General features: G+C 72.2%; 15 protein-coding genes and 1 tRNA gene. 2 read left to right on the forward strand and 14 right to left on the reverse strand.

All coding sequences use genetic code 11. The features are described from left to right. Nucleotides 1–67 precede the first annotated feature (67 nt). The 14 genes from H9641_RS10620 to trxA form a co-directional block, all read right to left on the reverse strand. Nucleotides 68–1,654: an RHS repeat-associated core domain-containing protein gene (locus tag H9641_RS10620; protein WP_191803562.1), complete on the reverse strand. Its 1,587-nt coding sequence runs from the start codon at nt 1,652–1,654 to the stop codon at nt 68–70. A 137-nt stretch (nt 1,655–1,791) separates the two neighbouring features. Then, nucleotides 1,792–1,864 (reverse strand) — tRNA-Ala (locus H9641_RS10625). A 59-nt stretch (nt 1,865–1,923) separates the two neighbouring features. Beyond that, the gene (locus tag H9641_RS10630) at nt 1,924–2,604 is read right to left on the reverse strand and encodes a histidine phosphatase family protein (protein WP_191803564.1); all 681 of its coding nucleotides are present in this window, start codon (nt 2,602–2,604) and stop codon (nt 1,924–1,926) included. After that, complete coding sequence (rsfS, locus tag H9641_RS10635) at nt 2,601–3,047, reverse strand: ribosome silencing factor (protein ID WP_191803566.1); 447 nt, start codon at nt 3,045–3,047, stop codon at nt 2,601–2,603. Before rsfS ends, H9641_RS10630 begins: the two co-directional genes overlap by 4 nt. Before the next feature lie 28 nt (nt 3,048–3,075). Next, nucleotides 3,076–4,137 carry a hypothetical protein gene (locus H9641_RS10640; protein ID WP_191803568.1) on the reverse strand — a complete coding sequence of 354 codons (1,062 nt, stop codon included), beginning with the start codon at nt 4,135–4,137 and terminating at the stop codon, nt 3,076–3,078. After that, nucleotides 4,130–4,735 carry a nicotinate-nucleotide adenylyltransferase gene (nadD, locus tag H9641_RS10645; RefSeq protein WP_056650547.1) on the reverse strand — a complete coding sequence of 202 codons (606 nt, stop codon included), beginning with the start codon at nt 4,733–4,735 and terminating at the stop codon, nt 4,130–4,132. Before nadD ends, H9641_RS10640 begins: the two co-directional genes overlap by 8 nt. A gap of 26 nt (nt 4,736–4,761) precedes the next feature. Further along, nucleotides 4,762–4,917 carry a hypothetical protein gene (locus tag H9641_RS10650; RefSeq protein ID WP_191803570.1) on the reverse strand — a complete coding sequence of 52 codons (156 nt, stop codon included), beginning with the start codon at nt 4,915–4,917 and terminating at the stop codon, nt 4,762–4,764. A 113-nt stretch (nt 4,918–5,030) separates the two neighbouring features. Next, a complete protein-coding gene (locus H9641_RS10655) occupies nt 5,031–6,380 on the reverse strand; it encodes a glutamate-5-semialdehyde dehydrogenase (protein ID WP_191803572.1) in 1,350 nt (449 codons plus the stop codon). 116 nt (nt 6,381–6,496) lie between these two features. Then, entirely contained in the window at nt 6,497–7,639 is a 1,143-nt protein-coding gene (gene proB / locus H9641_RS10660; protein ID WP_191803574.1) for a glutamate 5-kinase, read from the reverse strand. A gap of 348 nt (nt 7,640–7,987) precedes the next feature. Beyond that, a complete protein-coding gene (obgE, locus tag H9641_RS10665) occupies nt 7,988–9,517 on the reverse strand; it encodes a GTPase ObgE (RefSeq protein ID WP_191803577.1) in 1,530 nt (509 codons plus the stop codon). Between the two features lie 91 nt (nt 9,518–9,608). Continuing rightward, a complete protein-coding gene (gene rpmA, locus H9641_RS10670; protein WP_030151568.1) occupies nt 9,609–9,866 on the reverse strand; it encodes a 50S ribosomal protein L27 in 258 nt (85 codons plus the stop codon). A gap of 75 nt (nt 9,867–9,941) precedes the next feature. Beyond that, nucleotides 9,942–10,250, reverse strand: coding sequence for a 50S ribosomal protein L21 (gene rplU, locus H9641_RS10675; RefSeq protein WP_191789147.1), 309 nt, complete (start codon nt 10,248–10,250; stop codon nt 9,942–9,944). Nucleotides 10,251–10,491: 241 nt separating this feature from the next. Further along, entirely contained in the window at nt 10,492–10,713 is a 222-nt protein-coding gene (locus tag H9641_RS10680; RefSeq protein WP_225220313.1) for a dodecin family protein, read from the reverse strand. Between the two features lie 237 nt (nt 10,714–10,950). Further along, nucleotides 10,951–11,340, reverse strand: a complete 390-nt coding sequence (gene trxA / locus H9641_RS10685) for a thioredoxin (protein WP_056650509.1) — start codon at nt 11,338–11,340, stop codon at nt 10,951–10,953. A 157-nt stretch (nt 11,341–11,497) separates the two neighbouring features. On the opposite strand from trxA, the gene H9641_RS10690 reads away from it, so the two are divergent. Both H9641_RS10690 and H9641_RS10695 read left to right on the forward strand, forming a co-directional pair. Next, nucleotides 11,498–12,916, forward strand: coding sequence for an MFS transporter (locus H9641_RS10690; protein ID WP_318244519.1), 1,419 nt, complete (start codon nt 11,498–11,500; stop codon nt 12,914–12,916). Then, complete coding sequence (locus tag H9641_RS10695; RefSeq protein ID WP_191803579.1) at nt 12,903–14,537, forward strand: pyridoxal phosphate-dependent decarboxylase family protein; 1,635 nt, start codon at nt 12,903–12,905, stop codon at nt 14,535–14,537. The genes H9641_RS10690 and H9641_RS10695 overlap by 14 nt, the downstream gene beginning before the upstream one ends. The last annotated feature ends 63 nt before the right edge of the window (nt 14,538–14,600 follow it).

Below are 14,600 nucleotides of genomic sequence, written 5' to 3' on the forward strand. Positions count from 1 at the left end.
CCTGGGACCCTGCTGCTGCCAAACTCACGACCGAACGAACCTGCAGGTCAGCGCGCCGTCGCGCCGATCACATCACCACGCCTGGTGAGAACGCCTCTTTGTCTCCAACCTGAATCTCAGAGATTTGCTTACGGCTGCCATCACCCATTAGAACCAAGGTTGCACCCGCAAACGAACACTGACCTGCTGCATCATCGATGGAACTAGATCCTGCCGGCAGATCGTCCGAGTTTGATCTTGCAGTTGTCCTGTTCACAACGCTCGGCTTTGACACTCCGGTCGACGCATTTGCGGTCTCGGAAGGGCGCGTGGCGGTCGGGCGGGGTATGGCTGCCACGATGGGCTTGATCCGCGCAACTGCCATTGACATTGTTGACCGCAGACCCGAAACAACGGTTCGCGCCGAGGACGCGACTGCCTGACCTCCCTTTGACAGGCTCGCCCGGACCGCTGACGCAGCCCCTTGCACCTCACGGTTCGCCACCGGTGCAAGCCACTTGGAGGCGGCCGCACCGATGCCGAAGCCCATTAGCCCAACTGCCCCACCAAGGGCGGTCTCGGTCGCGAACGACTTCCACGAGAACGGCTTCCCCGATGACGACTGGCGGATCGTGTTCGTGATCGCTCCGGCCAACGCCCCGCCGGCCACCGCACACGCCACCGACCCCCAGCCGACCGTGAGCGCAGCACACCCGACCCCCACGACGGTGCCCACGACACCGCCGATGATCTCGGCCTTGTTCTTGCTGACCCACTTCCCCGCCGCCGAGTTCTTGACCTTCGACCACGCGCCCTTCCAGGACAGCAGCCCCGTCGGGTCCGACCACGTCACCGGGTTGTTGTTCGCGTACGTGTACGCCGACCACTGCTGCGGGTCGCCCAGGTCCATCACCGGGTCGACCGACACGAACCGGCCTACTCCCGAGTCGTAGTACCGCGCCCCCACGCTCGTCAGCCCCGTGGTGTCCTCGACCTTGCCCAGGAACCCGCGGTCCCCGGGGGTGTCCAGCACCTCGCCGCGGCGACCGCCGAACGGGTCGGCGAAGTTGCGGGTCAGCGTGTACTTCGTGTTGTGTACCACGGCGAGCGCCGTCCCGTGCACGTCGTTGACCAGGCTGGACACCCCGCCCAGGCCCCTGCCGTCACGCACGGCGACCGTCTGGCCGCCGAACCCGTAGTACCGGGTTGCGGTCGTCGTACCCGCAGCCGAGCCGGCACTGTGGTTCGTCAACTCCTGCCCGCCGGGCAGGTACAGCGTCGTCCCGGACGCGTCCTTGCGGACGAGCCGCTCGCCGTCGGCGGAGTAGACGAACGACGCCTCACCGGCGGTCAGCTGGTTCTCCCCGGCGCCTCCGGTGCCGGACGTGACGATCTGGGCCAGACGCCCCTCACCGTCCCATCCGAGCACCTGGGTGCCCGTGCCGAACGGACGGCTGACGGTGTTGCCCGCGGCGTCGTAGACGTACGACGCCGTGGTAGGCGCACCGCCGGCCGTCATGGTCGCGACCCCCGTCAGGGCGTGGACCCCGGCATCGGGGTCCACCGTCGACGGTCCGTAGGTGTAGGCGGCCGTGACGTCGCCGCTCGCCCGGTGCGACGGCATCGACGTCCGGTTGCCGACCGTGTCGTACGCGCAACCCAGAACGGACGTCAAGGACCCACGAACAGAGCCGAGCAGACGAGAGGAGCAGCGATCATGACCTACGTCACACCTGCTCCGTCGCAGGGCGAACCTCGTCGCTCGAGAACGACGAAGGCCGCCTCCCTGAGGGAGACGGCCTTCGTGTCGGGTGGAGCTGAGGGGACTCGAACCCCTGACCCCCTGCATGCCATGCAGGTGCGCTACCAGCTGCGCCACAGCCCCGAGAACCATTGCTGGTCCCGCACTTCCTTGGGGTTTTCCCCCTCGGAAGCATCGCTAGTTTATGCCGAAGTCGGCTGGAAAATCCAATCGGGTCCAGAGCTCCACTCGTCGAGCGAGAAGTCGGCTCCGACGTTGTGCGCGACGAGCCTCCACGAGGGGTACGCGTTCGCTCCCGAGCGCTGCAGCTGGGACCAGTGGACGTTGTTCAGTCCCGAGATCCCCCGCCAGCCCGTCGGGTCCAGACCGAGCATGGCCGTGATGGCCAACGTGATCGCGGCACCGTGCGAGACGACGACGAGCGTGTCCTTCTCGTCCAGTGCGTCGGCGTGCTCGGTGACGGCCGCGACCATGCGCGCCGCGACGTCGGCCCGCGACTCGGCGCCCGCACGAGCGGGCTCCTCGCCACGGCGCCACGCCGCGTACTCGTCGGGCCAGCGCTCGGAGAGCTCCTCGCCCGTCATGCCCTCCCACTCGCCGAACCCGCGCTCGCGCAGACGCTCGTCGAGGGAGACGGGCAGGCCCGTCGCCTTCCCGTAGTACCCGGCCGTCTCGGCCGCGCGCGTCAGGTCCGACGCGACGACGAGCGTCGGGGAGTGCGCGGCCGCGAGCGACCGTGCCCCCTGCTCGGCCTGCCAGTGCCCGACGGCGTCCAGCGGGATGTCGACCTGCCCCTGGAGGCGCATGGCCGCGTTGTACTCGGTGCGCCCGTGGCGCAGGAAGACGACGGTGCGCGCGCTCACGCCTGCGTGTCCTCCGCGAGGTAGATGGCGCCGTCGTCCGAGGCGTCGGCACCCTCGGTGCTCGACGACCCGTCTCCGCCACGTGCGTCCTCGGGCAGCTCGATGACAGGGCAGTCCTTCCAGAGGCGCTCGAGCGCGTAGTAGACCCGGTCCTCGGCGTGCTGGACGTGCACGACGATGTCGCCGAAGTCCAGCAGGACCCAACGAGCCTCCGCCTTGCCCTCGCGACGGATCGGCTTGACGCCGACCTTGTGCAGCTCTTCCTCGACCGCGTCCACGATCGCGGACACCTGCCGCTCGCTCGTTCCCGAGGCGATCAGGAAGACGTCCGTGAGCACGAGCTGCTCACTGACGTCCAGGGCGATGATCTCTTCGGCCTTGCGGTCCGATGCAGCGCGAGCCGCAATCACCGCAAGCTCGACAGCGCGTTCTGTTGCAGTCACGACTCTCCGTAGTGTGTTCCGAGGCCTGTCAGGAGGACAGGCCGACGTATGGGTGGGTGGCGCTCGCCACGGTCTCGCTGGGCGCAGCGGCCGCAGCCTCTGCGGCGCTGCCGTTCAGCAGCATCTGCCAGATCAGCAGGCCGAGCACGAACGCGACGGCGATGAGGATCAGGTAGTGGAGCCAGGTGTAGGGGTGGCCCGGAGGGCGTTCGTCCTCGTCGGGCTCGTCGTCCGCAGCGCGACGACCGGAAGGGCCCGGGCGCGTACCGCCGGCGGAGGGGAACGGTGAGTCGCCCTGCTCCTCGTGCGCGGCCACGGGCGCGCCGAACGGCGCAGGGGGCGCTGCCGCCGAACCGGCCGCTGCCCCCATGGTGACGGTCTCCCAGGGAAGCGCCGGGGCCGCCTCGGCCACCGGAGCCTGGGGCACCACCGGAGCGGGCGCGACGGGTGCAGTCGCCTGCTGCCAGGGCAGGGTGGGCTGCGCCGGCGCGGGCGTCGCTGCAGCACGCGGCGTCTCCGAAGGCTGAATCCGGGAGGACACGGACTCCCGGGCAGGGGCGGCCGTCTGTGACGGCGGGAACGGCGAGGGGACGGGAGCCGCCGGCGGTGCCGCAGGCGCGGCCTGGGGAGCCCGCGTGGGCCGCGAGGCCGGGGCCTCGAACGGAGACGGCGCCGGCGCCGGCGCCCGCATGCTCTGACGGACAGGGGGTGTCATCCCTGCCGGCGGTGCCTGGTTCGGTCGGATCGCGACGTGCTCGACGGTCTCCTGGATGGGCGTGAGCCGGCCCGTCTGGTCGACTCCTCGCATACCGCCCGTCATGGAGGGCGGACGCACGACCGGGGCCTGGCTCGGGAAGCCGTCGCCCGCCGTCGGGCTGACCGGCTCACGCATCGAGCGGCGCGAGGGCGGCGGCCCTGCCGGCGCAACCGGGGCCTCCGGCGCGGGCGCGGGAGGCGGCGGCGGGAACCCGCCCGAGGCGGGCGGGGCGGAGCCCGCGGCCTGCTCGGCCGCCGCGGCCTCGCGCTCGCGGATCTCTCGGCGCGTCAAGGGACGGACGGGCTGCATGCTGCCCCCGTGCTGATCACTCATGGTGCTGACCTCTATACAGACCGTGCTTCGCGATGTACTGGACGACACCGTCCGGTACCAGATACCAGACCGGCTGGCCGGCCTCCGCCCGCTGCCGACAGTCCGTCGACGAGATGGCGAGCGCGGGGATCTCCAGCGTGGAGACGACCCCCGGCGGCAGTCCCTCGACGCTGAGCTGATGACCCGGACGGGAGACCGCCACGAAGTGTGCCATCTTCCACAGGTCGTCGGCATCCTTCCAGGTCAGCATCTGCTCGATCGCGTCCGCTCCCGAGATGAAGAAGAGGTCCGCGTCCGGGCGCTGTGCGCGCAGGTCACGCAGCGTGTCGACCGTGTAGGTGAGCCCCGGCCGGTCGACGTCCACCCGGCTGACCGTGAACCGTGGGTTCGAGGCCGTCGCGATGACCGTCATCAGGTAGCGGTGCTCGGGAGCCGTGACCTTCTGGTGCTGCTTGAAGCTGGGCTTGCCCGTGGGGACGAAGACGACCTCGTCGAGACCGAAACGGGCTGCTGCCTCGCTCGCCGCGACGAGGTGGCCGTGGTGGATGGGGTCGAACGTGCCACCCATCACCCCGAGCCGGGGCCTGCTCGAGGTCATGTCCGACGGGTCCACCAGCGACCGGGTCAGTGGCGGGTACCGACGCTACGGAAGGCGTAGGTCACGAGGAGGAGACCCATGAGCACGCCGAACCCGACGATGCCGAACCCGACCGGCGGGATCGGAAGGTGGGTGACGGCCTCGGCGTTCTCCTGGGCAACCTGTGCGGCAGCAGCGAGCACGATGTCCTCCTACTAGTTCTGGTACGTGGTGCGTGGATCAGTGGATGTCCGGCGCCGGGCGCCGATCGTCGTCCAGTCTCTCACGGTCGCGCTGGACGCAGGGCAGCCTGTGATCAGGGACGCACGTGACCGTCGCCGTGGACGACCCACTTGGTCGTCGTGAGCTCGGCCAGCCCCATGGGCCCGCGCGCGTGCAGCTTCTGGGTCGAGATCCCGATCTCCGCACCGAGCCCGAACTGAGCCCCGTCGGTGAAACGGGTGGAGGCGTTGACCATGATCGCTGCCGAGTCGAGCTCAGCGACGAAGCGCTCGGACGAGGCCAGGTCGCGCGTGACGATCGCCTCGGTGTGCCCCGACGTCCAGGTGCGGATGTGCTCGAGCGCGGCGTCGAGGTCCGGGACCACGCGCACCGCGATCTCCGGTGCGAGGTACTCGCGCGCCCAGTCGTCGTCGGTCGCGGCGAGGACCTCGATGCCCGCGGGGGCGAGCTCTGCCGTGCGCGCGTCGCCGTGCAGCACGACCCCGGCCCCGTCGAGCGCGGCGAGCGCCGAGGGCAGGAACGCGGGGGCCGCGGCGGCGTGGACCAGGAGTGTCTCGGCGGCGTTGCAGACCCCGACGCGCTGCGTCTTGGAGTTGAGCAGGATCGCGAGCGCGCTCGCCTGGTCCGCCGAGGCGTCCACGTACACGTGGCAGTTGCCGACGCCCGTCTCGATCACGGGGACGGTCGACTCGCGCACGACCGTCTGGATGAGGTCGGCTCCCCCGCGCGGCACGAGCACGTCGACCAGACCGCGCGCGTGCATGAGTGCGACGGCGCCCGGGCGCCCGTGCCGGTCGATGGACTGGACGAGGTCAGCGGGCAGCCCCTGGGCCTCGAGCGCACGCCCGAGCACGTCGACGATGACCTCGTTCGAGGCCGCCGCGGCCGAGCCGCCGCGCAGGATCACGGCGTTGCCGCTCTTGAGCGCGAGGCCCGCCGCGTCGACGGTCACGTTGGGGCGCGCCTCGTAGATCATCCCGACGACGCCCATGGGCACGCGGACCTGCCGCAGGCGCAGGCCGTTGGGCAGGGTCGAGCCCCGCACGACCTCGCCGACCGGGTCCGGCAACGACGCGAGGTCGCGCAGGGCGTCGGCGATCGCGGCGATGCGCTCGGGGGTCAGCGCGAGGCGGTCGAGGAGGCCGGCGGACGTGCCGTTCTCCCGGCCGCGCTCGAGGTCCTGCGCGTTGGCCGCGACGATCTCCTCGGTCGCCTCGACCAGGGCGTCGGCCAGCGCGAGGAGGGCCGCGTCCTTGGTCGCGCGCGTGGCGGTCGCGAGCGTACGCGAGGCCGTCTTGGCGCGCCGGGCCGTCGCCTCGACGGCCTCCGCAACCGTGGGGGCCGGGGCGCCGGGCGCCTGCGGGGCACCCGTGACGGTGGTCGCGGTCTGGTCGAGGTCCGAGTCGGGGATCAGCGCGGTCATGCGACGAGCCTACGTCGCACGGACCGGGCCTGTCTGCGGCGTCCGGGGAGTGGCTCGCTCCACGTCTCAGGAGCCCGGTCCGCCCGACGAGGCCGGCAGCACCCGCGGATCTCCGCTCAGGACGCCTTGCGCCTGCGCCCCACGAGCACCAGGTCGTCGCGGTGCACGACCTCGCGGTCGTAGCCCTCGCCGAGCTCGTCGCGCAACTCGCGCGTCGAGCGGCCGAGGAGGTCGGGGATGTCGGTCGAGTCGAAGGCCACGAGGCCGCGCGCGATCACGCGCCCGTCGGGCGCGACGAGCTCGACCGGGTCGCCCGCGTCGAAGTCGCCCGTGACCCCGACCACGCCCGCAGGCAGCAGCGAGGCCCGCCCGCCCAGGACCGCGGTCACGGCCCCCTCGTCGAGCTCGAGCCGCCCGCGCGTGCGCGCGGCGTGCGCGAGCCACAGGCGTCGGCGCGTGGTGCGCTTGCCCGTGACGGCGAACCAGGTCCCGACCTCGCGCCCGGCGAGCGCACCCTCGGCGTTCGCGGCCTTGGTCAGCACGACCGGGATCCCCGAGCCGGTCGCGATGCGCACGGACTCGAGCTTGGTGAGCATGCCGCCCGTCCCGACCGAGCTGCCGCGTCCCGTGACCTCGATGCCCTCGAGGTCGAGCGGCGAGCGGACCTCGCGGATGCGCTGGGTGCCAGGGCGCGAGGGCGGACCGTCGTAGAGCCCGTCGACGTCGGTCAGCAGCACCATGACGTCGGCGCGGACCAGGTGCGAGACGAGCGCCGCGAGACGGTCGTTGTCGCCGAAGCGGATCTCGTCGGTCGCGACCGCGTCGTTCTCGTTGACGACGGGCACGACCCCCAGGTCCAGGAGACGTTCGAGCGAGCGCTGCGCGTTGCGGTAGTGCCCGCGGCGGATGGTGTCCTCGGCCGTGAGGAGGACCTGACCCACGCGGATGCCGTACTCGGCGAACGCCTGGGCGTACCGCGCGACCAGGAGGCCCTGGCCCACCGAGGCCGCGGCCTGGGCCGTGGCGAGGTCGCGTGGTCGGGCGCTGAGGCCGAGCGGCCCGATCCCCGCCGCGATCGCCCCGGACGTCACGAGCACGACCTGCCCGCCCGCGGCGTGCCGCGCGGCGATCACGTCGACGAGCGCGTGCAGGGCCGGGACGCTGAGGTGCCCGTCCGGTCCGGTGAGCGAGGAGGAGCCGATCTTGACGACGACCCGGTGGGCCGTGGCGACCTGGGAGCGTGCGGAGAGCGCATTCACCGGGACATCATCGCGCGCCGGGCGCCCGGGCGCGGTGTCATGTCACCGTGTGACACCCCGGCGTGAGACGGCATGGACCCGTGCCGCGCCGTGGAGTCAGAAGTGCACCGGCGTATGGCCCGGTGCGCTTCTGACACCTTTCCGGCGAGAGCCTGCCCGACGACGTCACCCACCGCCCGCTCCCGGCCCACCCGGGTGCGGGTCGTCGCTCGACCGAGACGCCGCAGGGCGGGCACGACCCGAGGGGCCGTACCCGCCCTGCGGGCGGACGTCGTGGGCGACAGCGTCGACGCGGAGCGCCTGAGCACCCGACCGCTCGGCCCGTCGCTGCGGCACCGTACCCGGAGGTCAGTCCTTCTCGGGGTCGGTCCAGTGACCGGACTCGCGCTCGGTCCAGAGCTCTGCGCGGGCCTCGGCCTTGGCGTCCATGCGCTCGTTGTACTCGCGACGCTTGTCGTTGCGCGTGGGGCGCGAGTGGTCGTCGAAGCGCAGATCGGTGCCGCGGGGTCCGCCGAGGTGCTCGGAGCCCGTGATGAGCGTGGGCTCCCAGTCGAAGACCACGGCGTACTTCTCGGACCCGATCCGCACCTCGTCGCCCGCGACCGCCCCGGCCTTGAAGAGCTTCTCCTCGACGCCCAGGCGGGCGAGACGGTCGGCGAGGTAGCCGACGGCCTCCTCGTTCGCGAAGTCGGTCTGGCGGACCCAGCGCTCGGGCTTGGCACCGCGGACCTCGAAGTAGAACGTGCCGTCGCCCGCGTTCTTGCGGGTGACCGTGAACCCGGCGTCGTCGACGGCCTTGGGGCGCAGGATCGTGCGGGCCGGAGCGGGGGCGGGGGTCTCGCGGCGCGCCTTGTCGACGAGCCCGGCGAGCGCATAGGTCAGCTGGCGCAGGCCCTCGTGGCTCGCCGCCGAGATCTCGAAGACCTGCAGACCGCGGGCCTCGAGGTCGGGGCGGACCAGGTCGGCCAGCTCGCGCGCCTCGGGGACGTCGATCTTGTTGAGCACGACGAGGCGGGGGCGCTCGTTGAGCGGGAGCCCGCCCACGACGCCCGAACCGTCGAGGTCGCCCGAGTAGGCAGCCAGCTCGGCCTCGAGGGCCTCGAGGTCGGAGATCGGGTCGCGGCCCGGCTCGAGCGTCGCGCAGTCGAGCACGTGCACGATCACGGCCGTGCGCTCGATGTGGCGCAGGAACTCGAGCCCGAGCCCCTTGCCCTCGCTCGCACCGGGGATGAGGCCCGGGACGTCGGCGACCGTGAAGCGCACCTCGCCGGCCTGGACCACGCCGAGGTTCGGGACGAGGGTCGTGAACGGGTAGTCGGCGATCTTGGGTCGTGCGGCCGAGATCGCGGCGACGAGCGAGGACTTGCCCGCGCTCGGGAAGCCCACGAGCGCGACGTCCGCGATCGACTTGAGCTCGAGGACGAAGTCGACCTCCTCGCCGGGCTCGCCCAGGAGAGCGAAGCCCGGGGCCTTGCGGCGCGGGGAGGCGAGGCCGTGGTTGCCCAGGCCACCGCGGCCGCCCGCAGCGGCGACGTACTCGGCGCCCTCGCCGATGAGGTCGGCGAGCACGTTCCCCTGGCGGTCCTTGACCACGGTGCCGTCGGGCACGCGCAGGATCAGGTCCTCGCCGTTGGCACCTTCCCGGTAGTCGCCCTTGCCCTGGGTCCCGGACGCGGCGTGCCGGTGCGGCGAGTGGTGGAACTCGAGGAGCGTCGTGGTCTGCGTGTCGACGACGATCCGCACGCTCCCACCGTCCCCGCCCTTGCCGCCGTCGGGGCCGGCGAGCGGCTTGAACTTCTCCCGACGGATGGAGGCGCAGCCGTTTCCGCCGTCACCGCCGGAGGCGTGCAGAACGACGCGGTCGACGAACGTGGCCATGGAACGGGGCCTCTCGCGCGGGGGGAAGAACACCAGGAGGGGCGCACCGCGTCGGTGCGCCCCTCCTGTCAAGCATGTGCAGCGTCGTGGATCAGGCCTCGGCAGAGACGATGTCGACGACCTTGCGACCACGGCGCGTACCGAACTGGACGGCGCCTGCGGTCAGGGCGAACAGCGTGTCGTCGCCACCGCGACCGACGTTGTTGCCCGGGTGGAAGTGGGTGCCGCGCTGGCGGACGATGATCTCGCCGGCGCTGACGACCTGGCCACCGAAGCGCTTCACGCCGAGGCGCTGGGCGTTGGAGTCACGACCGTTGCGCGAGGAGCTCGCGCCCTTCTTGTGTGCCATGTCGAACCTGCTTTCGTGCTGGAAGAAGAGGGGGTGGGATCACCTGCGGCGGCTCTCACGAGCCGCCGAGGGAAGTCACTTGATGCCGGTGACCTTGAGGCGGGTCAGCTGCTGACGGTGACCCTGGCGCTTGCGGTAGCCGGTCTTGTTCTTGTACTTGAGGATCGTGATCTTCGGGCCCTTTTCGTCCCGGACGACCTCAGCAGTGACCTTGACCTTCGCGAGCGCCGCAGCGTCGTGGGTCACCTTCTCCCCGTCCACCAGCAGGATCGCAGGAAGTTCGACGGACTGTCCGGCACCAGCCGACAGACGGTCGACGACGACGATATCGCCGACGGACACCTTCTCCTGGCGGCCACCGGCCTTGACGATCGCGTACACCACGTTGTTGCTCATCTCTTCTAGTCTTGGCGTGCTCGCCATGTCTGGTCGTCTTGGCAGGACTCAACACACCATGGCGTGCGAGTGCGACCTGTCCATGGGCACACGGGACCAGTGCGCACCGAGCGCACCGACGTTCAAGATTACGGAATCCCGGCCGCAGGGTCAAATAGCCGCACCCGGGCCCGCCGGTCAAGTCGGCACGCCCGGGCGCGCCGATCGGCCACCCGTTCGAGGACCGGGGTCAGTCGAGAACGAACGTGACCTCGAGCGCCACCTGCCAGGCCACGATCTTCCCGTCCCTGACCTCGACCTTCTGCTCCTTGACCCACGCACCCGTGAGGTTGCGCAGGGTCTCGCTCGCCCGCTCGATCCCGGTCTTGACCGCGTCGTCGAAGCTCACGTCGGACCGTGCACTGATCTGGGTGATGCGCGCTACCGAGCCGCTCATGACGTCCTCCGTCATCGTCGGGCGGACGCCTCGTCGCGCCCGCGCTCCCCCTCCACGATCCTCCGAGCTCCTCCGCGTCGCCAGTGCTGCGGCCGGACCCGCGCCACGCCGCGGGCCCTGCGCCGCGAGCCCCGCGCGGCCGGCCCTGCCGAGCCCGACGCCCGTCGGGCCCACGTCTAGCAGCTGCACCCAGGACGGCGAAGGACCCCGGCCGGGGCCAGGGTCCTTCGTCGAGCTGCGTGCGCCGGAGCGTCAGGCGTCCGCCTGACCGTTCGACCCGGCGGCCTGCGCCTGGGCGATCTGGGCGCGGACGTCGTCCATGTCGAGGCCCTTGACCGCCTCGACGACCTGCTCGAGAGCGGGTGCGGGGAGCGCGCCGGGCTGCGAGAAGACGAGCACGCCCTCGCGGAACGCCATGAGCGTCGGGATCGAGGTGATGTTCGCCGCGGCCGCGAGGCCCTGCTCGGCCTCGGTGTCGATCTTGCCGTGCACGACGTCCGGGTGGGTCTCCGAGGAGGCCTCGAACACCGGGGCGAACTGGCGGCACGGGCCGCACCACGACGCCCAGAAGTCCACCAGGACGATGTCGTTGTCCTTGATGGTCTGCTCGAACGTGGCGCCGGTGAGTTCCTGGGTTGCCATGAAGGTCCTTCCTGAGGGGTTCACCAGGTGCAGCAACCTGCCGCGGCCGGGTATTCCCGGCGCGGCGGGCGGGAGTCCGCGCGTGCGGCCGGCTCGGACCTTCCCCGTCAGCCCGGCCTGCACGGCCGTGAGCGAGGTCACGTCTAGGCTGTGGCGCGTGGAACGCCTCAGGCCGCGCACGATCGCGGGATACGCCATCGGTTCGGTCGGCACGGGTGGGTTCGGCACGCTGCCCGGCCTCATGCTCCTGTACTACCTGACCGACGCGCTCGCCGTCCCGGCCGCGGTCGCGGGCCTGGTCGTCACGGGCGCCAAGGTCTGGGACGTCGTGATCGACCCGTTCATCGGGTACGGCAGCGACCGCGATCTGGTCCGCACCGGGTCCAGGCGGCGCTTCATGACGATCGGCGCGGTCGCGATCCCGGTGTTCTTCGCGCTGACGTTCGCCGTGCCTGCGGGGGCCTCGACCGTGGCCGCCTCGATCTGGGTGCTGGTCGCGTTCCTGCTCGCGGCCACCGCGTTCTCGATGTTCCAGGTCCCGTACATCGCGCTGCCCGCGGAGATCGCCCCGACGTACGACGAGCGCACGCGCCTCATCAGCTGGCGCGTGGCGACGCTCGCGTTCGCGATCCTGCTCTTCGGGGCCGGGGGCCCGGTGCTGCGCGGCGAGACGAGCTCGCTGTCCGGGTACCTGACGCTCGGCGTGGTCGCGGGCCTGGTCATCGGGGCAGGCATGTTCGTCGCGTCGCGCGTGGCCCCGCGCGGCGCACGCGCAGCAGGCCCGACGGCGCCGCTCCCCCCGGGCGTGCAGGCCGCGGCCCCGGCAGCGGCGGTCTCGGCGCTGGGAGCCTTCCGGATCGCGGTCGCCGAGGCGGTCTCGACCCTGCGCCGGAGCCAGCCGTTCCGCGTGCTGCTGACCGCGTTCTTCCTCCAGGCGCTCGCGACGGGCCTCATGCTCGCGGCCGCGAACTACGTCGCGACGTACGTCCTGGAGTCGGACCTCGCGGTGAGCCTGCTGTTCGCGGCGCTCATCGCCCCCGCGCTGCTCGTCATGCCGCTCTGGAACCGGCTCGCGCGCCGCGTCGGCAAGGAGCGCAGCTTCATTTTCGCGAGCGCGCTGTTCGCGCTCGCGACGCTGTGCATGGTGCCCCTCGCATGGGCCCCGGGGGCCTGGGTCTACCTGCCCACGGCCCTCGCGGGCGTCGGCTACGCGGGCATGCAGGCCCTGCCGCTCGCGATGCTCCCCGACGTGATCGCGCACGACGCGCGCACCACACCCGGTGTCGCCGACCGGGGCGGGGCGTTCAGCGGCGTGTGGACCGCGGGCGAGACGACGGGCATGGCGTTCGGCGCCGGCCTGCTGAGCCTCGTGCAGTGGGTCACGGGCTACCAGTCCTCGAGCGCGGGCGTCACGCCCGAGCAGTCCAGCGCCGCGATCGACGGCATCGCGCTCTCGTTCTCGCTGGTCCCGGCGGTTCTTGTCGCGCTGAGCCTCGTCGCCCTCGTACGCTATCGACTGCGCAGGGGCGACATCGACGTGCCCACCGAGGAGTCCGCCGCGCATGAGCGCCCTTGACGACACCCCCCTGCCCGCCCCGCCCGTCCTGAGGACCGAGGGCATCCTCGACCGCCTCGCAGCACTGCGAGCGGCCGACGCCCCCACGCACGGGGGCCGCGTGCTCTCGTACGTCTACGACCCGGACCTGGCCGAGCTCGACGCTCTCGCCGGCGACGCGATCCGCGCGGTCCAGCCGCTCAACGCCCTGGACCCCACGACCTTCTCGTCGGTCGCGGTCATGGAGCGCGAGCTCGTGTCCTTCGCGCGCGACATGCTGCACGGGACGGGCGCGCAAGACGCGAGCGGCGTCGTCGGGACCGTGACGTCCGGCGGGACCGAGAGCTGCCTGCTGGCGGTCAAGACCGCGCGCGACGCGTTCCTCGCCGCCCAGCCGGCACAGGCCGACGGGTCGCCGCGCACGCTCGCGACGCTCGGCTTCGCGCTGCGCGTCGTCGCCCCCGCGACCGTGCACGCCGCGTTCCACAAGGCCGCGGCCTACCTGGGGCTCGAGCTCATGCTGGTCCCCGTCGACCCCGCGTCGTGCCGCGCCGACCCGGCCGCCCTGGCCGAGGCCGTGGGCGACGGACGCGACGTCGCGCTCGTCGTGGTCTCGGCGCCCTCCTACCCGCACGGGGTCGTGGACCCCGTCGAGGAGGTCGCGGCGGCCGCGAGCGCCCTGGGCGTGCCGGTCCACGTGGACGCGTGCGTGGGCGGCTGGGTCCTGCCCTTCTGGCCCGACGCCGCAGCCCAGGTCCCGGTCTTCGACTTCCGCGTCCCGGGGGTCACCTCGATCTCGGCGGACATCCACAAGTACGGGTACGCGCCCAAAGGCACGTCGGTCCTGCTGACGCGCGACCGGGACCGCCAGCGCCACCAGCTGTTCGCGACGACGCGCTGGCCCGGCTACCCCGTGGTGAACTCGACCGTCATGGGCTCCAAGTCGGCGGGGCCGCTCGCTGCCGCCTGGGCCGTGACGCAGGCGCTCGGCGTGCCCGGCTACCGGGCCGTGACCGCACGCTGCGCGGGGGCCACGTCCGTCCTGCGCGAGGTGCTCGGGGCGATCGAGGGCCTGCGGGTCGTCGGGCACCCGGTGGGGCCGCTCGTGGCGGTCGCGGCCGACGAGTCCGTCCCTGTCGACCGGAGGATCGACCCGCACGTGTGGTCGGACGCGGTGCGCGCGAGTGGGTTCGTGCTCCAGCCCCAGCCGGGCTTCACCCAGCCCGACGGCTCGCGCCTGCCGCACACGACGCACTTCACGGTGACCCCGGTGACGGCGGGCGTCGTCGGCGAGCTGGGAGCCGCGCTCCTCGACGCCGCGGAGACCGTGCGCGGTGTGCCGCGGCCCGACCCCGCGCAGGTCCTGGCCGGGCTGCTCGCGACGCTCGCGCCGGGCGTCGAGCCCGCTGACGCGGTCGCCGCGCTCGGATCGCTCGACGCGGCCACGGCGTGGGAGCTCGTGCAACGCACGGTGCTGGGTGGCACCGACACGCGCGGAGGCGACTCGCCCGAGCCCGGCACGGGGCCTATGGCCCCGCTCCTGGCGCTCGTCGAGGCGCTCCCGCCCGCCGTGAGCGAGCGGCTGCTCGTCGAGCTCATCGCCCGGCTCGCCGAGCCGGTGGCGGGGCCCCGGACCCGCTGAGCGCCCCAGCGGTTGGGGCGTCGCTGTGCTCGCTCGACGAGTCGCCTCGGCGCCCCTCCCGTC

The organism is Oerskovia merdavium, assembly GCF_014836755.1.
In the GTDB taxonomy this organism is placed as follows: Bacteria; Actinomycetota; Actinomycetes; order Actinomycetales; family Cellulomonadaceae; genus Oerskovia; species Oerskovia merdavium.

Bases quoted from the DNA above. Each gene is read 5' to 3' on its own strand.
- H9641_RS10640 (WP_191803568.1), bottom strand. From the start codon at position 4,137: ATGAGTGATCAGCACGGGGGCAGCATGCAGCCCGTCCGTCCCTTGACG.
- nadD (WP_056650547.1), bottom strand. From the start codon at position 4,735: ATGACCTCGAGCAGGCCCCGGCTCGGGGTGATGGGTGGCACGTTCGAC.
- H9641_RS10655 (WP_191803572.1), bottom strand. From the start codon at position 6,380: ATGACCGCGCTGATCCCCGACTCGGACCTCGACCAGACCGCGACCACC.
- obgE (WP_191803577.1), bottom strand. From the start codon at position 9,517: ATGGCCACGTTCGTCGACCGCGTCGTTCTGCACGCCTCCGGCGGTGAC.
- rpmA (WP_030151568.1), bottom strand. From the start codon at position 9,866: ATGGCACACAAGAAGGGCGCGAGCTCCTCGCGCAACGGTCGTGACTCC.
- H9641_RS10680 (WP_225220313.1), bottom strand. From the start codon at position 10,713: ATGACGGAGGACGTCATGAGCGGCTCGGTAGCGCGCATCACCCAGATC.
- trxA (WP_056650509.1), bottom strand. From the start codon at position 11,340: ATGGCAACCCAGGAACTCACCGGCGCCACGTTCGAGCAGACCATCAAG.
- H9641_RS10695 (WP_191803579.1), top strand. From the start codon at position 12,903: ATGAGCGCCCTTGACGACACCCCCCTGCCCGCCCCGCCCGTCCTGAGG.